This is a genomic window from Sphingobacterium pedocola (genome assembly GCF_015209965.1).
GTDB classification, from domain to species: Bacteria; Bacteroidota; Bacteroidia; order Sphingobacteriales; family Sphingobacteriaceae; genus Sphingobacterium; species Sphingobacterium pedocola.
The window spans coordinates 842,705-867,482 of record NZ_MU158690.1 but is presented as its reverse complement, the minus strand read 5'-3'; the positions used below and the strand labels follow the sequence as shown (position 1 = coordinate 867,482).

Here is a 24,778-nt window from a genome sequence, read left to right as displayed (position 1 = left end):
CCCTAATCTCTAACTCCTAGTCACTAACCCTTTTTTCCATTCTCCTTCTCTGCAACCACCTTTCTTAATCCAGAACTCGAAAAACGGTGATCGCGTGTATTGAAATAAAGCTCTATTCCTTTTTCTTCACAATATGCTCTGCCCGTAAAGTCTCTATCTTTATATTCATCACCTAATATACGCACATCGATTTGAAATGAACGCAAAACATCTTCCAAATCCTGCTCGGTTAAATAAGGTACGATCTCATCGACATGCTTACAACCCGACAGTTGGATATAGCGTTCTACAACGGTCTGGCTGGGTTTATTTTTTTCTGGACGATCTAAGGTAGGATCTACCTGCAAACCACAAATGAGGTAATCGCATTGGCGTTTGGCCTCTTCGAGCATCTTGATATGTCCTGCATGTAACAGGTCGAACGCCGAAAAGGTAATACCAACGCGCATACTATGTCTATCGCTTTTAATGTTTGTGTCCAAGTTTTTACTAGTTTCCGATTTCATAAACTGCTTATTTGCCTAACTGCATATTTGCTTATTTGCTTAACTGCGGATTTGCTTAACTGCATATCTGCGAATCTGCGGATCTGCTTAAAATAATAAATGTACTAATACGGTTGTTTCTCAAAATAAAGTTAACGGATTTTTGTAACATTCCGATGACTTGCCTGCTAACAACAATTTCTATGCCGTATTTCTTGTTTAATTGCACGTTTGCCTATTTGCAGATTCGCATATTCGCGTACTCGCCTATTTATTAAACTTATTATACAAACTATTCAACTGATTCGTAATCTTTTCTGTTTTTTCTCGTAATTTTATATACACTTCATCTGTCAAAAATTCTAAATCGTTTGCCAACACTAAAAAATTGACTACCTCAATAGCTGAACCAAAAGCTTGATTGATAACGTGCTTTATCCTTTTCTGTCCCTCTCGACATACCTTCCGCAATATTAGCGGAAATACTTAGGGCAGCTCGTCTTATTTGTGATATTAAGCCAAACTTTTCTTCCACCGGAAAACTTTTGGTCTCCAAATATAGTTCTTTCACCAAAGCTCTAGATTCTTGCCACACCTCCAATTTTTCGAAATAGAATATTCTCATCTTTTTTTATTTGCGTAGTCGCGAATCTGCGAATTAGCCTATTCGCGTATTTGCTTCTCCTTTATAAAGTATCCCCCTGTCTTGGGCGCTCCTTTAAATATGATTTTATCTTCGTCTCTCAATTGTTTTAGCCAACGCTCCAAAGTACGGTCGGCTACATCAAAATACTGAGCTATTTTTTTTGCATTTATTCCGGGGCTATTCCGAATGATCTCCAACAATTCATTTAAACCGACATTTACACCGACATTTACACCGACATTTAATCCCTCATTTACACCGACAGGCTCTATGCTGGGATTAATTGGAAAACTCATTCTGATAAAATTGGTCGAAAACTGAAAACACTCTTTTGCATAGGCGCGTAAAATTCTCGGCACAGCAGATCCCAACTGTTCTACCAATTCCATATCCCGAAAGATCCGCATACCGTCTTTAGCAATACCAAGATAAATCATCCCACCGCCAAGATAATTCAAGAACGCAACAACCTCCTTTTCGAGATGGTCAGTTAACCTTTCTTTGTGTTCTATGCGGTTAGTTTCTATCATTTTTTCTTTTTGCGTATTTGCGTATTTGCGTATTCGCGAATTTGCCTATCTGCGTATCCGCCTATCCGCCTATTTTTTTAAACAGTATGATCTGATGTACGGCTACGGGCGACTTTTCAAAATAAAGTTTCACGGATTTTTTTAAAAGCTCCGATGACTTATTTGCTAACCGCGATAAGTAATCCGTATCGAGATCATTTCCTAATATACATACTTCTAATGTTCCAGAATCGATGCCTCTTGCGTAATCACCCATCAAACTGATCTGTTCAATGTCGCCCGCCTTTGCAAATATATTATCAATCAGCTCATCCATTCCCAGGTAATCCCGGATCAGTCGCTGAAGAGAATTGAAAAGTGGGTGTTGGTTGTTCGCTTGGTATATCACCTTATTGTCTTGCTGCTCGCGGGTTAGGTAGCCCGCATCTGTCAACTGATTAAGTTCTTTACGGATCGCATTGGTCGATTCATGAAATTCTTCCGCCAAGCCTCGCAAGTAACCCTTGTTGGTAGCATAGACAAAAAACTTAATCAAAAGCTTTAGTCGCGTCTTGGACGTAATCAGGGTTTCTAACATAGCATCAGTAGCATTGAGCAACAAAAGTACTCGGTTTTATTTAAAAAAACAAGACCTCCAAATTAAATATTACGGCTGTCCAATATCACAGCCTTCAGTTTATCAAAATGGAACTGCCTAAACAGAATCATCGGAGGACTTATGGATATTTTACTGCAAATATTTCGCTCACAAAACGAAACTTTTTATATATTTTGTATCTCACTCAGTGAAACTTTTTATAAATTTAGCTTCCTATGAAAGAAACTCTCAAGGAAATATTATCTCAAGGAAATATTATCTGTAAACAAGCTCGAATTACTTAAAAAACCTCTTACACCCCGCGAAATTATATCGGCTGTTTGGAAATATTTACGATACCAATATTTATTATTTTAATGAATCTGGTGAATGTGACTTCCTCATTTATGGCGACGGCCAGGAGCCACTACCCGTGCAGGTAAGCTGGACAATTGCCAACGCTGATACCCGGAGCAGGGAATTAAAAGGGCTCCTAAAAGCTGCAGCATATTGCCACGCACCACAAGCTTGGATTATTACCGCCGAAGAAGAAGAAGAATTCGAAATTGACGGTGTAAAGATATTGGTCATTCCAGCGTGGAAATGGCTGCTCACAACTTAGGTGCTATAACATTGTACTTTAATAAAAAACGAGACGACCATAATAAGTCGTCTCCATTTTACGGATGTAGACATTATAATTAAGATTTAAACATATTAAATATACTTAAAGTTGTAATCATACTTACAACTCTATAAAAATTAAATATGAGATTAAAAACGCACCACTTTTCGCGATGCGTTCTAATTGTGGCTAATACCTATGTTATTTGTCTTACTTCTTTCTACCCTGCAATAGCCGCGTCAGTAGGTAACTCACCAATGTGCCTACGATAGCTAATACCACCGTCTGCAGGAGGTTGTGCCAAGGAATTAAACCCATGATGCTGCAACAGCTTCCGCCCAGCACGGGAAACCAACCACCACCATGACTATTCATCACTTACCTCCTTTTCTGCAGCCGTGTTCGGCCGCACGATATCCGATTGTGCAGAGTAAGCCGCCTGCTCAGTTTCTACACTTGCGTCATCATCAAGGTTCACTTCCGCAGGCGGATGGGCAATGCCGGTTGAAGCGCCATCGTCTCTGCTCTCTTCGCCGCTATGTTCCTGTTTCCCTTTCTGGTCTCGGGTTTCCGATTCCGGCTTCCCATTATCCAGAACGGATTCGATGATGCCTAAACCGACAGCTACGTATTTTAGAATATTCAATGCCTTCCCCGGCAACTTGATTGGAGCAAGTAGTACCACCTGTACCGCTTTGCTGATTTTGTTTATAATGTTACGCATAATAGTATTAAGTATTAAGTATTGAGTATTAAGATGTTATACATTAGATTTTAGATATTAGATGTGAGAACCGGAATCGGGAATCAGAAATCCGATTCCCGTTCTCGGCTACCCGATTCCCGCTCCCCGATCACCTAGCTCCTAACCCCTGATCTCCAAGTAAACTTCTGCTCCCATATCCCACAGCCCGTAAACGAGGGATTTCAGCTCTTTGAGGGCTTTTGCGCTTTCGTCGCCTGTACCTTCACCTGTCAGCGTCGTAACCGGGGCAATGCAGCCTCTTATTTCCGTCGCAGCGTTGTTTGCGGCATGGATCAGGATCGCTTCGCGTCCCTGTACAGATGGAATTCCAACCTGCTCCCCATTTTTGGGATAAACCCTTTTTTCGAGCTTGTAGCGTCCTTCGGGAATACAGCTTTTGTTTGGCGTATTGTCCTGCCAGGGCAGTTCTATCGTGTGGCAGATCGGTTCTCCTAGAAAATAGATCGTGCCGTTACGTTAGTGCCCCGCTCCCCGTATTTCCGCCGGAGATGGAGGGTTATCGTTGTTGTCATTTTGTTAGTATTAAGTATTAAGTATTGAGATCGTAGATGTGAGACTTTAGATGTTAGATGTATGACCGTTACAACGTCATCGCGAACCTGAGGTACGAAGGTGTGGCGATCTTAGTACTTAAAAAGACTGCCGCGTCGTGCCTCCTCGCAGTGACGACAAATACACTCATAGTCACTAGTCTCTAACTCCTAGCCTTCTAAGATTGCCGCGTCGCTATGCTCCTCGCAAAGACGAGAACAACAGTTCTGCCCCCTGGTTTCTAACCCCTAGTCACCAGTCACTAATCACGAGCCCCTAGTCACTAATGCTCCCCCAGATACACAGTTCGTGAAAAATTTTTCTTGTGGCGGCAGTGGGCCATAGCGTACACATGCACAGGCTTATCGACCAGTTGTACAGGCAACACCAGTTCCGTTCTTCCATCGCTTCTTATGGCTGTCGTTTCATTGATACCGGCCACGGCACTTTCGACATGATAAGCGCAAACAATGACACCATCGTCGTGAAAGCACGCGATGCCGTCGGAATCAGGACGCCAGCTGATCTGGATTACACCGTCCTGTCGCAGCGCTACAGCGTCAAGCGGTATGACTGCACTTCCATTGCTAAGCTGCACCAGTTCAGGATTGACCCGGATATCCGGATACGTCCCCTCCATACAGCCCTTTAGGGTATAGGACATTGCTCTTCCCAGCGGAGTTTTCCCACGCTTCTTCGTCGCGAAACCCATGTTGATGAGCCGCGTCAAGGGCGTCAAAAACTGTCGGGCCACCTTAAACCGCAGCCACACTTCCAGGCGACCATCTGTGCCATCACCTGTCTTCTTTTTTGCAAAGTTTGATATACATTCCATCGCTTCTGTATTAAAAAGGGGCTACCGAAATCCGCTAGCTGATCTGCGGCAGCCCCTCTGATTAAACCTCGCCTAGAGTGCCAACTCGCCTAGGTATGAACTCTTGGATACCTTCACATTTTTGCGGTCTGCAAAAAATATCCACACATGTGCCGCAGCACCTAAGAAGTGGTTGGGGAGCGCAATGCTGACCGAACCGTCGCCCCGAGATGGAGGTTCGGGCGCGGTCAAGAATTCGTCGATCGTGGGTTGATAAACGAGGATATAAACCTTATCGTCTTCCCGCGTATCATACAGTGAGCTCAGTGTCGGGTCCCAGGTTACCTCAAGGTTGCCCGCATCAACTAACGCGGTGGGTGCTCCACCTGCCAGAAAAAAGCCATCGCTGATGCGTACCTTGGCGTAATCCAGGGCATAATCCGGATAGTCGCCGGTCAACGCAAGTTGCAGGTTTGCCTGTAGGGCCATATTTCCCGCCGTGGCCTTATCCGCCTTTTTTTGCCCAAATCCAATACGAACCAATGGTGTGGCAGGCAGTAGAAAGCGCATGACCGTCGTGAATTTCGCCTGCTGCATCAGCTGCTCTTCAGTGGCCGGCTTAGTACGCTTTTTGTACAGCCCCTTGATGTATTCAATACTTTTCCAGCTGCTGCCGATTACACTGCCGGCTTTACCTTTGAAGCCGCCGTTGATTCCATTTCTAATTGTTCCCATTTTGTTTTTTTTAACTTGTTAAACCATAATGTGAAGCACTTTTTCATACCGGTATATGTTGCTTTACGAAGACAAACATAGGGGTGTATACAAGCGAAAACAAGGGTTTGAACACGGTTGAAGCGGCATTGAAGCGGGTTTCCCAGTAAATTGAAGCGCAGTTGAAGAGACCTTTTAGTATGGAGTATGGAGTAGTGAGTAGTGAGTAGTGAGTATTAAGTAGTGAGTATGGAGTATGGAGTATGGAGTAGTGAGTATTGAGATGTGAGATGTTAGATATGAGATTTGAGAACTGGAATCGGGAATCAGAAATCCGATTCCGGCTACCCGGTTTCTGATTCCGGCTACCTGATCCCTGACTCCTAACCCCTAGTCACTAGTCACCAATCCCTAACCTTCTTCTGACCAATAGGCGGGCATCTTCGGCCGAGATATTAGGTTTGCCTTAGTCGTATCTTAGTATTATCTTAGGGCTATCCACGAAAAGGTAAGGCAGCCCTAAGATATGGGTAAGGCAGCAGTAACGCACTGGCCGAAAAACGGGCGAAGAACGTCCGAAGAAAGGGAGAAGAAAGCCCCTACAAACCGGGGTTTTCTGTCGCCAGCCCCCAGTAGAGATTTCGGAGGCGCTCGACGGCCGCGTCGGTATAATATTTTTTGCCCCCGCGACCTTCCTTAGCAACGGCAATATTTCCTTTGTTCTGCTCGCGGAGAAGGGTACTCTTGCTGATACCCACCCGTTCAATGGCATAGGCGGCATCGCGGTAAATAATGGCCTCCGCTTTCTTTTCACGGAGCATTTCGCGGATTTCGCGCGATGTAGATAGGCATTCTTCTAATTTTTCTAACAGTTCTTTTTCAAAATTTGTCATGGTCTTGACGTGTTAAGACCAGCCAGTGTACAAGCACAGGAGTTACCTTCCCTCCGCTTCCAGCATAAACATTCCACGTGAAGCGGATTTGACCAAGTCCATACATTTTTTTGGAAAGAAAGCCCATCAGCAGATGGTGTAGTTTATAAAAGTTTAAATCCGGATTCGGTGCTGTGCACGGCGAAACCGGACTTAAGATAGTAAAAAATATTAAAAATATACATTACCCTACCAGCGAGATCGGTGTACGCATAGTGATACGTATCCGAAACCGGTTGCCATTATCTTGTATTTCGACCGTATTGCCTTCGGGATTAAGCAGGTGTAGTCGCTCCCGTAACTGGGTGAGCCCCTTGCCCGAGCGTGTCACTTCGGGCAGCACCTCGCCATCGTATTCGTTTTCCACAAGAATATATACAGCACCATCCGCAAGTCTACTGACGCGGAGATTCGCCGGTCTCAGTGGGTCGGTCAAAATGCCGTATTGGCAGCAGTTTTCCACCGCGTTTAACAGGAGCATCATGGGAATCAAGACATCCTCCAGATCATCCTCCGTGATGTCAATATGAAAAAAAATCGGCCTGCCCTTTCGTATCTGATAGAGCAAAATCAGGCGTGTTATCTGGCTGATTTCTTCCCAAAGGGGTATATTAGATTGCTTTCGGTGCAATAGGTATGTTTTATTGATATCGATAAGGATGGACATCGCTTCGACCGCCTTTTGGGGATCGTGCAGGGCAAGTGTCTTCACGGTAGCCAGTGAATTTCCCAAAAAATGGGGTGGCATTTCCTGTCCTTCGTAATTCAACTGTAGCGTTCGGAATTTCTCTTCTAACCGCTCAAATTTACGCATGGCATCCTTTCTAGCTTCGTCGGCTTCCTCTTTCGCTGTAAGGGCCTCTTCCCTTTCCTCAAGTATAGGCAGCTGCCCTTTCCAGCCATAAAAAGAAATCCCGAGCACATAGGTCAACAGGAGGGGAAACACAGTCTCTGCTAAGTTGCCGAGTTCGATGCTGCCAAAGCCGCCATCCCACTCGGCCCTACCGGCACATAAGCTGATGATCAGGATCAGCATTAAAGGTGTGATTGTCAGGAATGCGCCAGCCGTTATGATCCGGATGGTGATCCAGCGTTCGTGGTGGTAGATCCACGGGCCCAACGATTTGCATACCGTTAGAAAGATGAGGAGTTGTGCGCCGAATAGCACTAGAAAATCGGCAGAGCCGATGAAGGAATCGGGTACTAAGAAAGCCATGTAGTAGTAAAGTAACATGACCATGCAGGCAGCAGTAATGATCTTCTGCCGGATGTAAGCAGCTTTATGTTGATCCAACATCACCGCCTCCTTTCAGGTTGTATCTACGGAGGTATTCTTTAAAATGGGGTTCGCCCAGTGCTTTAATAGAAATCCACTCTTTTCTTCCGGTTAACAAAACCCCTTTTTTTTTCGCATCCGTCCGCACTTTCTGAATGTAATCGACTGCGACAATTTCAGACTGATTCGCATATAGAAAAAGTTCTGTATCCTTTACCCGTTCGTACACTTCACGCATGGTCATGGATACACTGTCTAGCAGTTGCAATTTACCCTCCTTTAATCCGTAAATATTAACCACCGGGCTTTCCATTGCAAATAAACAGATGTCCTGTATCGGTGTTGGTTCCCACTCCATGCGGTTGGGTTTCTTAATGAGAAAATAACGCACGGATTTGTCAGAAGTATTGCCCGCGCGCATATTTGCGACCTTTGTCAATACACGCAGCAGATCACTGCGGCTGGCAGGTTTTACAATATAGTCGGGCACGTTCAGTTTAAAACTTTCTGCAGCGTAATCGCTGTGGGCAGTGCAAAATACCACCATTCGGGCGAGCTGACGCAGATCGGGCAGCGCGTCGATGCCCAGCACATCCGGCATCTGGATATCACAAAAGATCACATCCGGTATATCGGTCATCAACGTGATGCCAGCGGTTGCCTGACCTACAGATTCGTAACAGCCCAGTACTTCAAATACCGGCAAGGTAGCAAGTTCATCTTGCAGGCTACCCATCGTTGACAGCTCGTCATCGATTAAAACAACTTTAACTTTTTCCATAAAATATGTTTTTCAATAAGGTGAATAAGCGTTTAAATTACCCAAAATGATTTTAAACAAGAGAACGAAAATCATTTTTAGCGATATTTTTTTAAAAAATAACCAAGAATTATTACGAAAAGTACCAGAATAAATGATTTTTCTTACAGAATTCGTAAAGGTAACCAAGGTTACAAACCTGTTTTTGGAGCTTCGTGTAACGTTTTAAAAACAGGTATTATGAAAATTATGCAACCAATTTTGGCAGGTTTGGCCGTTACGCTGACCCTGCTCGTAAGTAACAAATCTCAGCACGGGGCAGACCTCTACACCGAAAAAGCAATCGTGATCCCGGCATCCGAGGTTGACTTAGATCTGATCGGCATCAAGAAAAATTTGATTACAAAGACAACCGACGATGTACAGACATTGTCGATTGAGGAGTTCTTGGCCAATTACGAGAACTAGCAGCTGTGATGAGGGGGCAGCATCTTTTTGTACTCACGTTGGTCTTTCTACATTTGGCCATCAGCGTATTAAACAATGTACAACAGCTGTATGCTGCAACGTCGCAGACGGCAGATTCACAAGATACCAATGGCCTTGCCCGGCTGATGCAGCTGCCCCTTCTTTCACATTACGCCCAGTTTACGGGGATACATGGAGGCTACGGATTTTTTGGTCCTTCGGTGGGCAGTACCTTCCATACCCGTATCCAACTTTCCTTCAGCGATTCTGAAGAAATCCACACGCTGTCCGATCCTGGACTACGGAGCCGTGCAGGCAAGCTGCGTTACAGCAGCTTTTTAGACATCAATGAAGTCTTTATCGACTCGGACAGGCGGAAGTCCACATCCGAGCTTAATCTAGCCAAAACCATCAAGCGATCGCTATGTAAGCGTTCGGCCGAAAGATACGGCGCATCCACCGTGCATGTCAGTATTCTAGCGAAATCACCTCCAAGCCTGTCCAGTATCCGCGAAACCGGATCGTTACAGCTACACTATATCCAACTATTTAACCAACACTGTTGCCATGAACCTAGCGAACCTTAACGCCAGCTCACAGGCTGCAGACGCTTTGCGCATCTTCCCGCGCGGCCTCGGCTTGCTATTGGCGATCGAGATGATTCAGCTCTGGGTCGATCTGCCTTTATTGTACGGACCCAGCGGACTGATAGACCCGGCACTGCTGCAGTTACGGCAGCGCGCTATTGGCTGGAGCATTTACGACTTAACAGATGCTATCCCCCATTTACAAACATTGACCTTACCAACCGTCCATCTTTTGGCGGTTCTCTATATTGGCCTGTGCGTTGCACTGGTACTCAATCTGCAGGTTAGGCTAAGTAGCCTGCTGTTACTCTTTTTGCATCACACCCTTTTTATTGCCGACCCCAATTGGGCGTACGGTGTGGATTACCTGGCGCTAACCGGACTATTTTTTTCCTGTTGCTTTTACCCCGGGCGTACGGCATCCGGTACGCAGACGTATTGGGCAACGATCGGGCTGTTCGCCTTACAGGCACAGCTTACCGTGGTGTACCTGTTTGGTGGCTGGAGCAAGCTCATGGGCGGCAGCTGGCAGAATGGTGAAGCCTTGTGGAAAGCCGTACAGCAAGCTTACCTGGGCAGTGCTGTACCCATATCCGTATCATGGGGCAGCTGGCCGTTCATCTGGATAGCGACGGGTTGGGCTGCAATGCTGGTCGAGCTCGCCTATCCACTCGCCTGGTTCGGTAGGCGTACACGCCACGGCATCTGGATCGCGATAAGCGGTTTACATGCTGGTATCGCCCTTACGATGGGGCTCTATCATTTTGCCATGATTATGATCTGGTACAACTGCTGTGCCTGGTACATTCCCTATACGAAATTGACCAAGTCTATTAACCTACCCCTTGAACGTGACGGTTCTGCAATAGCAAGTACAAACGGATCACCGCCACCCTCAATACAAGGAAAGGGGGTGAAAAAATAACCCAAAAAACACCAACTAACCCCTTGTGCATTATGCGCTTTCTTTGTCATCCTGACGAAAGGAAGGATCTAAACCACAACGGGTCAACTAATGAATTTATAAATCAATAGATAACCAAAAATCTAAATGAAAAAAACCTTCTTTCCCGAACTGGACGGCATCTTTGGCCGGCCAATCGATCCGCGTCAATCCAACATGCCCGGTCCTTCATTACGTTTCAGCGATGGGGAGATCGAATTCCGAAAAAAAGAAAACCACAGCTGTACTAAGCAACGGTTTAAGGGCTGGTACGGCTACCTGCAGCATTACGATATGGTGCTCGACGAACCTGTATGTATCCCCATTAACGTCACGCAAAAAGATGTGCATGTATTCTACCTGATGCAAAAACGTGGAACAGTAGCATTATGGGATGACAAGAAACAGTTGGTATGGCAACTGGAGGGACAGCGCGCGGTGTATGTATACTTAACACCCGGCAGTTACGAACTTCGGCTATCTGCGGGAAAGCATCGCCTATTCAGCTTTTATTTTGACACGGGGATATTCCGGTATGGCGCAGACGAGGAGTTCGCGTTCATGCAGCCTCCTTTGCGGGCGCATCTAGAAAATCGCCCCTATCCGGTATGCAGCATAGACTTTGCCGTAGACCCTGTCACCGCAGCCTACATCGAGCATATATGCCGCAACCTCCGGAAAGGAAGTATGGACAATAGTATCCTAATCAGCGAGCAGCTGCGGACGATGCACCACCTATCGCGAGACAGCGTGCTCCGTGGGCAGGGCGGCGACAATCACAAACAGCATCTTGCTATCTCTGCCAAAAAGATTATTGAAATAGAGGTAGCGGACTATGGCATTAAGCTGGAACTGAAAGCTGTAGCCGAAAGGCTGAACATCAGCCTGAGCCAGCTTGGTGACGTATTCAAAGTAGAATGTGGTATTACGATCAACGCGTACAAGAAACATTGCGTGATCGAGAAAGCAAAGAAACTACTCAGGAACCTCCTCACTACAGGGGGCTTGGGCCATACATGGGATATTGCCACCGCCTGCGGCTTTGATGACCGCACAGCGTTTCACCGGTTTTTTAAACGGGAAACGGGAATGACGCCAATGGCTTATACAAAGTCGATGGTATTCGGAAGCGGCCGATAGCTAAGGCATGATTTCAGCAAAAAGGGCAACACCGATTCCGCAAAACGGCAACACTTTCGTGCTTTTTCTGCCTTTTCTTTGTAGTGTAAACTTTGAGATAATAGACGAGCACGATGAAAAGAAAACAATTAAATACAATAGGCTTATTAGGCGGAGGCATCCTAATAGTAGCCGGCTTATTCTATTTAATCCTGCGAACAGAAACCTATGGTTGCGTTATTCAATTTATCGACGCTAATGACACGACAAAGGTATTCACCGTGCGGGGAAAGTGCCGAAACGACAGCAGTACCACCGAGCAAAATAGATGGTTTGAAAACGCACTCTACGATTTGGATACGTTCAGTACTGAATAGAAGTTATATAAAACAAAATTAACACAAACACCATGGACAGGAATCAAAAGAGAAAACGATTAATTCATTGAAAATAACGACAAATCATGAAACTCAAAAACATCAAACGAAAATTTGCATTGTTCCCGGGCGGGCCCGTTACGAAAAGCAACAATGATTCGGCGGCTGCAGCAGTCAAGGGATCGCATTAACAACAAAGATCATAATACAACGCAATTAATGGAAAAGCACCTCACAACAGTAAAAAGCCGTATCAAAGCAGGGACAGAACAGGTCTGCCAGTGGATTATACGTAAAGCCCGCTGGCTATTTCAACAGCGCCATTGGGTAGTTGTCTACGGCTACGCCTTTCTGTACATGTTTACGGGGCATAACAAATTAGTGAATATGGAGACCTTCGTAAAGGGTAACAAACGCATCCCGGTGTTAGGACAATATGCCGAGTTTATCGGCTGGGGTATCCCCCTTCTAGAAATCCTACTGGCGATCGTGTTGGTTTCCCCCTGGCGAAAGATGCAGCGATGGGCGCTGTGGACATCTACGCTACTCATGGGCGTCTTTACACTCTATATTGCCCTGATGCTGCTCTTTGCTGAGAAGCGGCTTTGCCATTGCGGTGGCGTGATCGAAACAATGGGATGGCATACACATCTGGGATTCAATGCAGTTTGGGTTGGGCTAGGTATTTGGGCTATCAAACGACTAAAAAATTATACAATTTAAGTTTACAAAAATGACTTTAATCAAAAAAACAACAAAAACATTGGTGCTGGGAGTAGCACTATTAGGTTTAGCAGTAGGTGCTAGTTCATGGGCGAGTGCAAAAGCAACGTTGGCACAGGATGAAACAATGTGGGGAAGAACACAGGACGGAAACTGGGTGGAACTTCAAACGCCCGAAGAGCAACAAGCGGACTGTAACCCTGATCCAAATATTTGCAAGGCTGTGTATCTTACAGGATTTACGCCAACCAATGGTAGCGCTAGCGAACCAGGCTTTGTGCGGATCGAGCAAAACAATGGCCATATTGATTTACCATAGGCCAGATGTTTTAGATTAGAGGGGATTTTCCCCTCTAGTCTTTTCAACATTCTTAAATATCCGGATTATACATGATCTCCGAGGGCGGAACAGGAAAATGATAGAAGTCGCTAAGCGGTCCAAAAGTAAATACTTCACCGTTATATTCCCGGGTAATAGTTTCAGAAAATTGTGGATCATTTCGTAATCTTCTTAAATCAAACCAGGCCAATCCCCGAAACGGCAACTCTCGCTTTCTTTCCAACAGTACAGCCTCCAATAAATTATCGACGGACAATTCATCTAATGGCTCATAGGGCACCTCTGTACGCCAGCGAGATATTCGAAGCCTATTTATCAATAGCAGCGCGTCTTCAACTTTACCTAAACGAATTTTCGCCTCTGCACAAACCAGGTACATTTCGCTACTGGTTAATCCTGAAAAGGATGTTAACGTTGTGCCGCGATAGGTAGACTTCATCTTATATATATCCGAGTTGGATACGGAATAATAAAGTTCGCGCCGTAGATCACCACTTGTGTACAGGCCAATATGACTCCTGTCGATCATCGCGTTTCGGGTAAGTGTTGCAGCATGTAATATTGGAATCGCATAAAACAAAACTTCTTTGTTGTTATTTTGTAATGGATCCGGAAACCGGCCCGTCAACGCATTATAATCCATAAGTGCGTTATTTTCCGCTAATGAAAGCTCGGCGTACCGTTCTACATTCTGATAATCGTACATGCTCATATAGACGCGAGCTAACAGCGCGTATGCAGCAGCTAGATTTGGTCTTGAGGGTACCGGTACCGTTTTCGGCAATGCAGTGGTAGAGAATTCGAGATCAGCAATAATCTGGCGATAACATTCCGAGATAGAAGATCTCCCTAGTTTTTCATTAATATCAGCTTCCAGTTTAAGTACTATTCCCGGTTCTACTTCTGCGGTTACCGGATTGTACGGGGGGCTGAAAGTGATTAGCAGATGGAACAGGTGCCATGCCCTAAAAAAACTTGCAGAAGCCCTTATCTGTTCGTATCTTTTTACATCAATATTTTGGCCGTCTAATTTTTTAAGTTCTTCCAATACGACGTTGACACGCAGTACCTGTTCGTAAATCCAATCCCAGTCGTAGTTTGATATGGTTGCATATAGATTTCCGCGCTGCCATAGATAGGTATTCGTTACATCCATATTTTCCCGACCTAAACCATTCTCAGCCACTACTATTTCAGGTGCAAACAGTTCTGGAAAGCCCGGAGTCTGATTGATCTGTTGGTTGACGTCATCCAACAGCGCCTGTAGATCATCCAATGTGTGTGGAATAGCCAGTGCCTTATCCGGCTTTGCATCCAAAAAAGCGTCGCTGCAACTTGCTACTAGTATACACAGCATTATCATTAAGGTATTTCTCATAGCTATCATAATTTGATGTTGATTCCAAGGGTAAATATTCGCGGAGGTGCGTAATCCGCGTACGGATAGTCGGGATCGAGATTCACACTGCTTTTTTTCCAGAGGACGCCGACATTATTCACATACAGGTACAAACTCGCTGATCGAATGCGTGCAAGGCCTGTCCAATCGGATGGGAAATTGTAAGCCAGGTTGATATCCTTCAACCGTATATGATCACCGGGCTCTACGAATACGTCAGTATTTGCATAGAAGTTGTCGCGGTTGGCATCGATCACGGCAGGCATTGACGGAATGGCGGTAAAAGCTTCGTCGCCTGGTTGCTGCCACCGCATTTCGTAATCTCCGTGCTGGTCGGATGCTCTAAGGACGGATGCAAAACTAACGGTATTACGCCTGTAGAAATAACCGGTACGGTAGACGATATTGGCAGTTAATACCAGTCCTTTCCACTGTATAGTATTGCGAAAACTACCAAAGGTAGTCGCACGTTCGCTTCCGTGATAGATGATGTTATTTTCATTTATATCCTGCAATATCGCGGCATAATCCTGACTTGGTTCTTCCGCAACAAACCCAACCGGATTGCCGCTTTGCGGATCCAGCCCAGCATGCGGATAAGAAAATACCGCGTACTGTGGACGACCCACGATAGGCGTGGACATGGTTATAAAATTATTCGTGCCACCCAAATAGTGCGTAACCTCGTCTCTTACCAGCGAAAGCATGAAGTCGCTATTCCACTGCACCACGCGACCGATGGTCTTTCCGCTCAGTTGTACATCAAGGCCATGCGTCTTGGTATTTGCGTAATTCTCTGTAAATGTTCCCACTCCCGAAGAAGGGGCGTACGGGATTTCTCCGATCAGATCCAGCCCCTGTTTCCGATATAGCTCTATGTTACCATTGATCCAGTTGTTGCGTGATCTGAATTCAAGCCCGGCATTGTAGACTTTCACCCGCTCCCAACGGAGCTCCGGGTTGGGCGGATTAACAATACGTGCATATGGCAATCCAGTAGAGATTGCTGTGCCCTGATAACGGACGGTGGTGAATGCCGAAATTGATTTGTTAATATTGCCGTTATAGCCATAAGAAGCTTTCAACTTGAGGTAAGGCAGAACTGTTGAACGGTAAAAACTCTCTTCGGACAGAACGTATGCACCACCGACAGACCATAACGGTACCCCCTTTTGATTTGTACGGACGCCGAAAAGATTTGACTGATCAAGGCGCACACTACCGTATGCTATATACCTGTTCCGAAAACTATAAGAAGAATTACCATAGAAGGAGCGGTGCCTATCGATGAGTCCCAGCATCTGTTCATTGTTGGCAATCCGTTCCCTCAATCTTGCATCCACGTAACGGGGATAGGTATTCATCATGTCCACGTTGGAGCCAATCCCCAAGTTGTTGTCATAGCCGTAAAGGAGATTGGAATATGAGTTGCTCTGATTATCCCGTACTTCAAAACCTGCCAATGCCGAGATGCTATGTTCGTCGGCAAGCACGCGATTGTAGTTCAACTGTGATCGGAAGGCGTAGTTCCATACTTCTCCGGTCGTCGTGCCCAATATGCCGCCCAAGGGTATCGGTCTGTTGAACGTACCATCGGGATTCACAGTGGTGAGGTTATTGATCATATTCCGTGTATAATAGGTTTCCTGTGGACGGTGGTTTCGATGACGGCTCAGGTTGTTGCCATATTGAAACAGGACGTCGGCTTCAAGCCCGTCGAGCAGCTTGACCTTTACATCTGCGTTTACCCTGTATAGGGTATTGTGCGTGCCTCTTTTGGTATACGCTATCTCGTCTAAAGGGCGGTAGCTCCAGTCGAGCAGTCCCTGCTGCTGGGCCTGATCAATAAAAGAGAACGGATGGTTGGTGACTAGTCTTGCATGTCCGCCATCATCATTTACAAGGCGCGCATAAGGATAAACCTTGGACTGGCCGCTCATGGTCAAACTATGTACACCTATATTGGGATTGGTAATACGCCGGTTGCTTAGATCCAGTCCGAGCGATGCCCTTATCCGGTCCTTCAGGAAGTATAGGGTATTTCTCGCGTTTATACTTACTCGCTGCAGGCTATTACCTATGAGTTCTTCCCGGTTACGATCATATCCGAGCGACAGGTAGAAACTGTTTCGCTCGCCTCCGCCCTGTATATTCAGCGCGTGCTGTTGATTAACGGCCGGGCGATAGAAATACCGCGAAAGATCATCGCGCACATCTATGCTGGTGAGCCGTTCAATTTCCCGATCTATAGTCACCGCCTGCTCCGGATCATCCCTTTTACGGATTAACAGATCTACAATAGGCGTATAAGGACTCTTTTGAATGGAGTTTTCGGTGGCCGTATAAAAACCGTTTGCAAAAAGCATCTGTTCCAATTCCACGAAACTAGCAGTAGACATCTTCGGCTGGTAGAATAGGTTGGGTGATTCGGCGATGCCGATATTACTTCTCAAGTCTATCTGTAGCGCCTGGTTTCGTTTTCCTTTTATAGTGGTAATGACGATAACCCCATTGGCTGCCTGTGCTCCCCAGATACTTGCCGCTGCCGCGTCCCTGAGCACTGTGATATTTTCCACATCGTTTGGATTGATGTCCATAATATCCCCTTCGTACGGAAAGTTATCGAGTACAATAAGTGGGTTCGAATCCGAGAACAAGGTACTTTGACCACGTAGTGTAATTGCCCGCGTGCTGTTACGATTAAATAACATGCCCGGCACAAGACCATCGATCTTACTTATAATATCAGTTGCTACCACCTTGTCCAAACGCTCACGATCTACTGTAGCATAGGATCCGGTAGTTCTTTCTTTCGGAACGACCTGATAGCCAGTTGAGACGAGCACCTCCTCTATGTTCTCCGTTAATGGAGCCAGCCTAATTGTGTATTGATCCGTAATATCGTCTATCGAAACTGACTGTGTTCTGAAGCCGATATAAGCGATAGTCAATTTGGCACCGGGCAATCGTACGCTGCTGGGAATCGTACATCGCCCCATGGTATCCGTCTTAGCCGACCAGTTCATCGCAGCAACAGCGACACTCGCATTTCCGATTGGATCTCCCGCATTTGTAAGAACAGTCAGTACCATCGCTTGTTGGGTTGGCTGTGCATTCGTAGTAAGGAAAAACCAACAGCAGGCCAACAGTAAAAAATTTCTCATCGTATTCTCGTCTTAAAGATTTCCATTCTGTTTGGCATCACGGATTACCAATACTTCCCTTTCGTAAACTTGCTCTACGATTTGTAGGCCGTAAACACTTAACGCCGTGTTGACACTTTTTAGGTCGCCTAGATCAGCTTTGATTTCCATATTTATCAGAGATGAATAACCCGTCAGATCTATCAGCGGTTTCTTATACCGTTTAAGCCCCTTGTCGTTTAGTTCACGTAAAAGGTACGGTATGGTATAACCTTTGATCGTTCCGCCATAAGGGCCAATGTCCAGTAAGCGCTCATCGCCTAGGTATTTCATTTTTTCAAGTGGCTTTGTCGTGACAAGACATAGGGACGGTAGATCTCTTTTTTCGACCATCGCCGAATATTTCGGAAAATGACGTATCAGGTCGGCCTTCATCACCTCCCATGCCTCATCCGCCCTGTCCTTTGGCAGCAGTAATTCATAACAGAATGCATTTCCCGTTTCCCACCACTTGATCAGTTCGCCTCCGCTGACGAAGCGCTGAAGTTCGTCGGGATTTTTGACGTCCAAAATGGTATTCTCCCAACCAAAGTGTCTGTTTCCATCCGTAAAAGCCAATTGATACAGCTGGGCTATACTGAGATTTCGTGCCGATATGCGTCGGTATACATTTCCGTTTACCAAGGGATCCTCGTCGTTGATGATACTCACAGTCTGTATATATCCACTGCCTACACCTTCAATATATCCGACCAGTGCACTGCTGGCTAGAAGTTCTGCGCCATGAATATTCGCGGTATTAAAAAGAAACGGCCTGGTTTTATCGTATGTCGCGGTAGCAGAGTTTCTCGTTGGCAGGCTAAGCACCTGTTCAGTTATGGCCTTTTGGATATTTTCACCGTTGATTTCTTCCATGCCGGTTATCGCAATAACTTTGCCCCGGCCGTCTATCCAGACATAATGCGGAATGGAAGCATGCGGAAACATCCGTTTCAGTAGTCTGTCTTCTACGACGTAGGTCAGACTGGATTTTTTGCTGTGTACAGCCTGCATCCGGTCCAGAAAGGAACGAACCACTGTTTCTGTTTCGGAAGTAACCGACAGGAACTGTAGTTTATCGCTATATGTACACTGAAGGCTGTCCATCTTGGGCAGCATCGCTATACATGGCGCACACCAGGTGGCCCAAAAATCCAGTATGATTACCTTGCCACTAAATTCGGATAGCCGCGCAGTGGATTGGCCGGTATGCGGATTTATTGTCTTATCCAGTTGGATGTCATACATCAAATCCCCTATTTGAAGGGCTTCAATTCCTTCTTGCCCGTCGGCAGTCGAGCGCACCACTCCTCCGAGGGTACGACCCGACTGCGCCTGGGCATCACTAAACAACACACATATAAGACTTAATACGAAGATAAACAGTGTTCGGCTTCGGTTATTTTTGGATTTGAAAAGATGGGATAGCCGCTTCAAATAGCACAGTCCTCTCCCACCCTTGTAAAAATTCTTCATTTTTTCATGGTTTTAATTGAACCTTAATGGAATGAAAGAGCTCGTTTCACTCGGTTTTAAGGTTTTAGGAGGTGACCTGTTCCTGTTGCGTCGCTAGACTTTATAGCGCTATTAATTTCTACCTAAGCCTAAGGCTCAGGCCACCTATAAATAAATTGATTTAGAACCGGATGCCGAACGCTGTGCATAATAAGGTTTAACGGTTTTCTTCTAGGCATTCACCGATCTTAGAAATGTCCGCAACCACGGACACGCCCTGCCGAGATTACTCGGGGGCCGATATTTTGTTCTTTAAAAGTTGTTTTTTATGGCTCATACTCGTTATAGTTAACGAGTCTTGATGGTCAGTAACTTTGATACATGTGGGGCTACAAACCGTGGCTACTTTTCAGTTCTCAGGCCTTACGTAACACGGATTTACAGTAGCCCCACATCTACCTTATACATGCAAATATAACATAATAAGCATAGACGTGGGTATTTAAACTACTGCCCTGCGTTACGGCCTGAGAAATTGTAGCCGCAAGACTCTTTTTAAACACCTAATCAATTACAAAACAAATGTACATAAAAATTTTTACAAAAGTAAATGTGTGATAATTATTAGCGTAAACTTATCTATCCCTTTGTTGAATGGAACCCAAAAACAGAGAATATCTAATTGCAATAGCAAATAGAATAATAACTATTATGAATATCACGGATTTAGATATTGCTGGATTCGCTGAATTTTTCAAAAAATCTACTTCTCATATTTATGGCATTTTAAATCACACTAGACCTCTTAGTGAAGTATTTGCAACAGAAATTGGAGAAAAGCTAAATTTTGATGGAACTAAAATATTCAACCTTAATACACGCATCCCTTCTTCCATTTCTAAATCAGATATGTTGATAAAATTCAAGGCTGATCATAAACATAATCCAGAATATTTCTTAAGTTCGAAATCTGACAGAAGTGCTAACACATTTGTCACAGAAATCCTGACCAAATCCGACTGTTTTGCTGATGGCTATAAATATCTAAAAGAAATTAAACAATACTGCAAGGCAGAACTAAATAGAGAATTTATTGAGGATCAATTGACCAAAGCACTTCAATATGCTGTTAGAACCAACAAACTAAAATCTACTAAGAAGCCTATTAAACTAAAAAATGGTAAATTTGGAACTCGCGAAGTAGATGTATACTTCTTATAATTATGTATGATGTGCTAAGCTATCGTTTTCCCATTAAATCGCATATAAACAACTTTAAGCAAGAAAACTTTGCAGTTGAGTGATAAAGAACAATAAAGACTAAGCAAGGATCACAGAACTCGGCAGTTTATAAACACGGAATAGTATCCTGTCAAAGAAAAAGGATACTAATTGTCAAGCTACAAGAGAAACTCGACCAGAAAAAAGGTTAACGTATCCTGACAATAGTTTCTTTATATTTCCATAATTTTGTAGTGTATTTAAAGACAAACAAATATAGGGTATTATGGAAACAAATCAAGTTAAACTATTATCAAGCTTGGCCAAAAAGATAAAAGCCGAAAAGAAAGATAAATCTACTGTAATTGTTTCTCTTCAAAATGCTAAAATCTTAACAAAAGAGGGGAATCTGACGGGAAACTATAATAATCTTAAGAGGATTGTCTCCACTGTTAAATAATTTACAGTAAAAGACCAAACCTGACGATTGGATTTCATGGCTGTGATGAAACCGTCAGAAATAAACTGGTCAACTCACCTAATAAAATAAAGAAAAGCGAAGAGAAATTCGATTGGTTGGGCAATGGATTCTATATTTGGGAAAACAATTACAGCAGAGCACTTCAATGGGCGAAAGACAAAAAAGCTCGAGGTACCCTTGAAAACCCATCTGTAGTAGGGGTAATATACCAACTCGAATACTGCCTTGACTTTACAGACTCACAATTTATCGACCTTCTTCCTATATATTTTGATTTGCTTAAAGCTGATTTGCACACTGCTGGAAAAGATTTTCCCCGTAATAAAGATGTAAAAGTAAGAGGCAGCTGGAAATGACACCGGAAACATTTGCACATAAAGCACTGGAAACATTCCAGCGCTAGCTGGGCGAAATAAGCACAAAAAAAGCGCTCCAATCTGGAACACTTGCTATCTATTATAAGCATGAAGCTTTATACTAAATTATTAATTTCTTCGACGGAAAGACCTGTTCCCTTGGCTATGTCAGCTACAGGTATCCCCATTTTTTTGAACTCCAATGCCATCGCTCGTTTCTCGGCTAATTTCTCTGCCTCAGCTTTCGTGCGTTCTTCAAGCTTCCCTTGTTCAAGACCTTGTTTCTTTGCCTTCTCCAGTAAATATTCACGTGTTCCCATTGTAGTGTTCCTCCCTAGTTTTTCTGAATGTGTTTGCCCTATATGGCCATCAAGAGCCCCTTCGGGGGTTTGATTTCTACTTCTTTCTCAAACTTAGTTAAAAATTGTGTAACAAAACAATTTTTAACGTTCTCTCATCGGCCTATGAAAAATTAACTCTTCGATGAAACTTAATAAACATTTCTGGTCTTTTAAAACTCACATACCGTGCCAGAAAGTCGTATATCCCCTGTCGTGTGTCCTTATCCATCTCACGCTTAATCATCTCTTCGTATAGATCGTGCTTGATATCTTTCAGCTGTTCATCTGTAATATTACGATGCAATATCGCCAGCAAAGCCGTAAGCACAACGACCGCAAACGGATTGCTATCTCCACGGAGCACAATCTCATCCTGATCCAAGATCTTATAGCTGTTGAATCTATAGGTTAAACTTGTACCCATAAATTCCTGAACATAGATGCCGGGCCGATAGTTCTTGCTGCCATCTGCAAGGATTGCTAGTGCCGTGACGGGGACTTTATATTTATCAGAAATCCGATAGAAGTACTCAAACATACGCTGGGCAAGGTCACCGTTTCCTTTACTCGATTGCACTTCGACATGCACTAGTACAAACTGCTCACTTCCATCTCGCAGCTGGAAATGACACCGGAAACATTTGCTCTGAGGCTAATTTGTAAGCAGCACATAAAGCACTGGAAACATTCCAGCGCTAGCTGGGGGACGGGGAGCGGCCGGTAGTGGGAATAGAAGTTTAATCTTGCTTGCATTAAACAAATTGCTTACCTTTGCGTCTAACATTGTAAACGACAATTTATTATGGCTATTGCAATAAAGAACATTCCTGTGCTCAAAGAAGATGCTGCTATTACATTCGACAGCAATGCAAAGGCTGCTATTGCAAAAAAAGCATCCGTTAAATTTACAAAACAATTAGCTGTCTCTGCCAAAATTTTAGCAAAAGCTAAAATCTAACAATCTCTACATTGGGATTTCTATACGACAAATGCACATTAAGGGCATACGATGAAAATATTCTTCGTGATTGTAAACCCTTTGATTGCGGAAATGCCGATTTAAATGAATTTTTCGCAAAAGATGTCCTGAATTACACCTCACAATTATTAGGAAAAAGTTATTGTTTCACTTTCGATGAGGATGACTCTCAGATAGTTGCTGCGTTTACAATTTCTAATGACAGCATAAAAACATATACTTTACCAAATGCTAGAAAGAAAAAAGTAATTGCTGATATTCCAAGACCTAAGCAGATGCGAAGTTATCCTGCTGTTTTGATAGGTAGGTTAGGCGTAAATATAAATTTCAGAAAAATTGACACAGAAGAAAAATCCATTGGAGACCAACTGATGGACTTTATAAAATCATGGTTCGTCGATAAGGCCAATAAAACAGGCTGTAGATTTATAGTTGTGGATTCTTACAATTCCATTGCACCTCTTAAATATTATAAAAGAAATGAGTTTATAGAACTGTTTAGTTCTGAACAACAAGAAAAGGAATTCACTGGCCTACCTCTAGATAACAACCTGAATACAAGATTATTATATTTTGACCTTATCCTTTTAACTGAATAAACAGCTTATATCTCAAGTCGGTTCACAAAAATACTATAGACCCATTGCTGGCGCTGGTTTGTAACCAGTGCCATAGCTTCTCGTTCTTAAAGATCTGCCAGTTCCAAAAAACCTTTTCCTCCACTATAGTCAAGGGCGCTACTATACTTCCAATAATATGGTTTGATCGATTACATCAACACTCCAAAGCTCAATCGGCTTGTTGTGCTGCTGCCAAAATTGATAGTCCTGTCCGATTTTCCTACCCAATCGACCCATCATGCAAAGAATCCATTGTTTTCTGCTCTCTTGTGTATTTTCCCGAATGGCTGACAATAGACGCTTAGCTGTAAAACGCTTAAAATCCTGCAATAGCTTCTGAGGTTCATTGCTCCTTGACCTAAATATCAAATGTACATGGCTTGGCATCACACACCATTAAAAGTAAGAGGCAGCTGGAAATGAGGGAAGAAACATAAAGCACTGGAAACATTCCAGCGCTAGCCTTTAGATTTTTAAACTGTCAGGTTTTTATGCGATTGTCGGCATTTTTCGTTCCCCAACTCGACATCAGAACGAGTATATTCTCTAAAGTCTTTCCCTTATCCGACAGTTCATACTCCACTCGTGGTGGAACCTCAGGATGCGCAATCCGGTTGATCAGGCCATCCTTCTCAAGTTCCTTTAGCTGATTAATTAACATCTTTTCAGATATCCCAATCAGCTTTCTTTTCAGTTCACCGTATCTTAGTTTACCGTTATCTAGCAAAAACCCCCAAATACTTTGCTTCCATCTTCCCGACAATACCGAAATGGCATAAGCCATACCGCAATTAGTTTCTAAATTGTTTTTGTTAATCGTATTGCTGGAGGTTTGTTTTCGCATTTCTAACTTTTTTGTTAGTACCTGATTATTTGGTAGGTACTTGTCTATTATAAAAGTACACAATACTTTAGCAAAAAAAAGATTATGATTATACAAATTATTCACTGGACCGCATTTACTTATTATGTATACCTATTCGGTTACGCAAGTCTTTTCAAAGTTTTTAAGAAACAAAGCATGATGGATGGGATGAAAGATTTAGGGTTCAATGAAAGTTGGACTTTACTTATTGGCTATGCCGAACTTTTAGGTGTGGTAGCTTTAATCATTGGCATATTTCATCATGAATTAAAAAATGCTGCTGTAATATGGTTATTCCTTTTTGCTGTGGGAGCCTTAATGGTTCACTTTGCACATCATGATTACCAATATTATTACAGTTCATTGTTCGGGTGTATCGCCGCTGTAGTAATATTATATACCGACAAACATTTTACGTTAGTTTTATAATGAAGCTCCATTTATATTTATCCGCGGGCGTATTGAAATTCTTTTTAATTGTTATTTTTAGGACAGCGTCATATTGCATGTAAATTAGAACGCTTATTTAATCTTCTCCCTAATGCAGACGGAAGCGTATCCAAGCGATCTTCAAATTGAAACACTATTTATTCGCCCCAGCATTCCATCAGTTGCGAAGTCACGGATTCATAAGTATCTTCTGCCTCCGGAATAGTTTGGTAAATC

At 43.8% G+C, this 24,778-nt stretch carries 32 protein-coding genes; 13 read left to right on the top strand and 19 right to left on the bottom strand.

Annotated elements, in window-relative coordinates:
• Positions 1-23: 23 nt before the first annotated feature.
• The 4 genes from C4F40_RS13745 to C4F40_RS13725 form a co-directional block, all read right to left on the bottom strand.
• A complete protein-coding gene (locus tag C4F40_RS13745) occupies positions 24-506 on the bottom strand; it encodes an adenylyltransferase/cytidyltransferase family protein (RefSeq protein ID WP_231390067.1) in 483 nt (160 codons plus the stop codon).
• Positions 507-882: 376 nt separating this feature from the next.
• Complete coding sequence (locus C4F40_RS21830; protein WP_196939953.1) at positions 883-1,110, bottom strand: four helix bundle protein; 228 nt, start codon at positions 1,108-1,110, stop codon at positions 883-885.
• Between the two features lie 38 nt (positions 1,111-1,148).
• Positions 1,149-1,661: a hypothetical protein gene (locus C4F40_RS13730; protein WP_196939952.1), complete on the bottom strand. Its 513-nt coding sequence runs from the start codon at positions 1,659-1,661 to the stop codon at positions 1,149-1,151.
• Between the two features lie 61 nt (positions 1,662-1,722).
• Positions 1,723-2,238 (bottom strand): helix-turn-helix domain-containing protein, encoded by a 516-nt coding sequence (locus tag C4F40_RS13725; protein WP_196939951.1) that lies wholly within the window; start codon positions 2,236-2,238, stop codon positions 1,723-1,725.
• Positions 2,239-2,671: 433 nt separating this feature from the next.
• On the opposite strand from C4F40_RS13725, the gene C4F40_RS13720 reads away from it, so the two are divergent.
• Positions 2,672-2,860, top strand: a complete 189-nt coding sequence (locus C4F40_RS13720) for a hypothetical protein (protein ID WP_196939950.1) — start codon at positions 2,672-2,674, stop codon at positions 2,858-2,860.
• Between the two features lie 213 nt (positions 2,861-3,073).
• Here C4F40_RS13720 and C4F40_RS13715 read toward each other — a convergent pair whose 3' ends face one another.
• The 8 genes from C4F40_RS13715 to C4F40_RS13685 form a co-directional block, all read right to left on the bottom strand.
• On the bottom strand, positions 3,074-3,238 hold the full coding sequence (locus tag C4F40_RS13715; RefSeq protein WP_196939949.1) for a hypothetical protein: 165 nt from the start codon (positions 3,236-3,238) through the stop codon (positions 3,074-3,076).
• Entirely contained in the window at positions 3,231-3,587 is a 357-nt protein-coding gene (locus C4F40_RS13710) for a hypothetical protein (protein ID WP_196939948.1), read from the bottom strand. Before C4F40_RS13710 ends, C4F40_RS13715 begins: the two co-directional genes overlap by 8 nt.
• A gap of 141 nt (positions 3,588-3,728) precedes the next feature.
• Positions 3,729-4,073, bottom strand: coding sequence for a DUF5675 family protein (locus C4F40_RS21785; protein WP_390881651.1), 345 nt, complete (start codon positions 4,071-4,073; stop codon positions 3,729-3,731).
• A gap of 370 nt (positions 4,074-4,443) precedes the next feature.
• Positions 4,444-4,995, bottom strand: coding sequence for a DUF6266 family protein (locus C4F40_RS13705; RefSeq protein ID WP_196939947.1), 552 nt, complete (start codon positions 4,993-4,995; stop codon positions 4,444-4,446).
• Positions 4,996-5,067: 72 nt separating this feature from the next.
• Positions 5,068-5,709 (bottom strand): DUF6266 family protein, encoded by a 642-nt coding sequence (locus tag C4F40_RS13700; RefSeq protein ID WP_196939946.1) that lies wholly within the window; start codon positions 5,707-5,709, stop codon positions 5,068-5,070.
• A 578-nt stretch (positions 5,710-6,287) separates the two neighbouring features.
• Positions 6,288-6,581: a MerR family transcriptional regulator gene (locus C4F40_RS13695; RefSeq protein WP_196939945.1), complete on the bottom strand. Its 294-nt coding sequence runs from the start codon at positions 6,579-6,581 to the stop codon at positions 6,288-6,290.
• A 223-nt stretch (positions 6,582-6,804) separates the two neighbouring features.
• Positions 6,805-7,917: a sensor histidine kinase gene (locus C4F40_RS13690; RefSeq protein ID WP_196939944.1), complete on the bottom strand. Its 1,113-nt coding sequence runs from the start codon at positions 7,915-7,917 to the stop codon at positions 6,805-6,807.
• Positions 7,901-8,677 carry a LytR/AlgR family response regulator transcription factor gene (locus C4F40_RS13685; RefSeq protein WP_196939943.1) on the bottom strand — a complete coding sequence of 259 codons (777 nt, stop codon included), beginning with the start codon at positions 8,675-8,677 and terminating at the stop codon, positions 7,901-7,903. Before C4F40_RS13685 ends, C4F40_RS13690 begins: the two co-directional genes overlap by 17 nt.
• Before the next feature lie 219 nt (positions 8,678-8,896).
• Here C4F40_RS13685 and C4F40_RS13680 point away from each other — a divergent pair, with 219 nt between their 5' ends.
• From C4F40_RS13680 to C4F40_RS13650, 7 genes are all read left to right on the top strand, one after another.
• Positions 8,897-9,124: a hypothetical protein gene (locus tag C4F40_RS13680; RefSeq protein ID WP_196939942.1), complete on the top strand. Its 228-nt coding sequence runs from the start codon at positions 8,897-8,899 to the stop codon at positions 9,122-9,124.
• 8 nt (positions 9,125-9,132) lie between these two features.
• Positions 9,133-9,711: a hypothetical protein gene (locus C4F40_RS13675; protein WP_196939941.1), complete on the top strand. Its 579-nt coding sequence runs from the start codon at positions 9,133-9,135 to the stop codon at positions 9,709-9,711.
• Positions 9,712-10,024: 313 nt separating this feature from the next.
• On the top strand, positions 10,025-10,636 hold the full coding sequence (locus C4F40_RS13670) for a hypothetical protein (RefSeq protein ID WP_196939940.1): 612 nt from the start codon (positions 10,025-10,027) through the stop codon (positions 10,634-10,636).
• Positions 10,637-10,831: 195 nt separating this feature from the next.
• Entirely contained in the window at positions 10,832-11,794 is a 963-nt protein-coding gene (locus tag C4F40_RS13665; RefSeq protein WP_196939939.1) for a helix-turn-helix domain-containing protein, read from the top strand.
• 113 nt (positions 11,795-11,907) lie between these two features.
• The gene (locus tag C4F40_RS13660) at positions 11,908-12,150 is read left to right on the top strand and encodes a hypothetical protein (RefSeq protein ID WP_196939938.1); all 243 of its coding nucleotides are present in this window, start codon (positions 11,908-11,910) and stop codon (positions 12,148-12,150) included.
• Between the two features lie 219 nt (positions 12,151-12,369).
• Positions 12,370-12,873: a MauE/DoxX family redox-associated membrane protein gene (locus tag C4F40_RS13655; RefSeq protein WP_196939937.1), complete on the top strand. Its 504-nt coding sequence runs from the start codon at positions 12,370-12,372 to the stop codon at positions 12,871-12,873.
• A gap of 10 nt (positions 12,874-12,883) precedes the next feature.
• Positions 12,884-13,192, top strand: coding sequence for a hypothetical protein (locus C4F40_RS13650; protein ID WP_196939936.1), 309 nt, complete (start codon positions 12,884-12,886; stop codon positions 13,190-13,192).
• A gap of 52 nt (positions 13,193-13,244) precedes the next feature.
• Here C4F40_RS13650 and C4F40_RS13645 read toward each other — a convergent pair whose 3' ends face one another.
• From C4F40_RS13645 to C4F40_RS13635, 3 genes are read right to left on the bottom strand one after another with little or no spacing between them, the layout of a single operon-like run.
• Positions 13,245-14,591: a RagB/SusD family nutrient uptake outer membrane protein gene (locus C4F40_RS13645; RefSeq protein ID WP_196939935.1), complete on the bottom strand. Its 1,347-nt coding sequence runs from the start codon at positions 14,589-14,591 to the stop codon at positions 13,245-13,247.
• 5 nt (positions 14,592-14,596) lie between these two features.
• A complete protein-coding gene (locus C4F40_RS13640; protein ID WP_196939934.1) occupies positions 14,597-17,776 on the bottom strand; it encodes a SusC/RagA family TonB-linked outer membrane protein in 3,180 nt (1,059 codons plus the stop codon).
• A 12-nt stretch (positions 17,777-17,788) separates the two neighbouring features.
• Positions 17,789-19,270: a TlpA family protein disulfide reductase gene (locus tag C4F40_RS13635; protein ID WP_196939933.1), complete on the bottom strand. Its 1,482-nt coding sequence runs from the start codon at positions 19,268-19,270 to the stop codon at positions 17,789-17,791.
• 690 nt (positions 19,271-19,960) lie between these two features.
• Here C4F40_RS13635 and C4F40_RS13630 point away from each other — a divergent pair.
• Both C4F40_RS13630 and C4F40_RS13625 read left to right on the top strand, forming a co-directional pair.
• The gene (locus tag C4F40_RS13630; RefSeq protein ID WP_196939932.1) at positions 19,961-20,470 is read left to right on the top strand and encodes a hypothetical protein; all 510 of its coding nucleotides are present in this window, start codon (positions 19,961-19,963) and stop codon (positions 20,468-20,470) included.
• 286 nt (positions 20,471-20,756) lie between these two features.
• Positions 20,757-20,930, top strand: coding sequence for a hypothetical protein (locus C4F40_RS13625; RefSeq protein ID WP_196939931.1), 174 nt, complete (start codon positions 20,757-20,759; stop codon positions 20,928-20,930).
• 493 nt (positions 20,931-21,423) lie between these two features.
• Here C4F40_RS13625 and C4F40_RS13620 read toward each other — a convergent pair whose 3' ends face one another.
• Together C4F40_RS13620 and C4F40_RS13615 are read right to left on the bottom strand one after the other, a co-directional pair.
• Positions 21,424-21,627, bottom strand: a complete 204-nt coding sequence (locus tag C4F40_RS13620) for a hypothetical protein (protein ID WP_196939930.1) — start codon at positions 21,625-21,627, stop codon at positions 21,424-21,426.
• Between the two features lie 142 nt (positions 21,628-21,769).
• Entirely contained in the window at positions 21,770-22,225 is a 456-nt protein-coding gene (locus C4F40_RS13615) for a hypothetical protein (RefSeq protein ID WP_196939929.1), read from the bottom strand.
• 225 nt (positions 22,226-22,450) lie between these two features.
• Between C4F40_RS13615 and C4F40_RS13610 the strand changes: the two genes are divergently transcribed.
• Positions 22,451-22,606, top strand: coding sequence for a hypothetical protein (locus C4F40_RS13610; RefSeq protein ID WP_196939928.1), 156 nt, complete (start codon positions 22,451-22,453; stop codon positions 22,604-22,606).
• A gap of 11 nt (positions 22,607-22,617) precedes the next feature.
• Entirely contained in the window at positions 22,618-23,226 is a 609-nt protein-coding gene (locus C4F40_RS13605) for a hypothetical protein (protein WP_196939927.1), read from the top strand.
• Between the two features lie 141 nt (positions 23,227-23,367).
• Here C4F40_RS13605 and C4F40_RS13600 read toward each other — a convergent pair whose 3' ends face one another.
• A complete protein-coding gene (locus C4F40_RS13600; protein WP_196939926.1) occupies positions 23,368-23,634 on the bottom strand; it encodes a hypothetical protein in 267 nt (88 codons plus the stop codon).
• A gap of 94 nt (positions 23,635-23,728) precedes the next feature.
• Entirely contained in the window at positions 23,729-24,091 is a 363-nt protein-coding gene (locus C4F40_RS13595) for a winged helix-turn-helix transcriptional regulator (RefSeq protein ID WP_196939925.1), read from the bottom strand.
• An 84-nt stretch (positions 24,092-24,175) separates the two neighbouring features.
• Here C4F40_RS13595 and C4F40_RS13590 point away from each other — a divergent pair, with 84 nt between their 5' ends.
• On the top strand, positions 24,176-24,541 hold the full coding sequence (locus C4F40_RS13590; RefSeq protein WP_196939924.1) for a DoxX family protein: 366 nt from the start codon (positions 24,176-24,178) through the stop codon (positions 24,539-24,541).
• Positions 24,542-24,778: the final 237 nt, after the last annotated feature.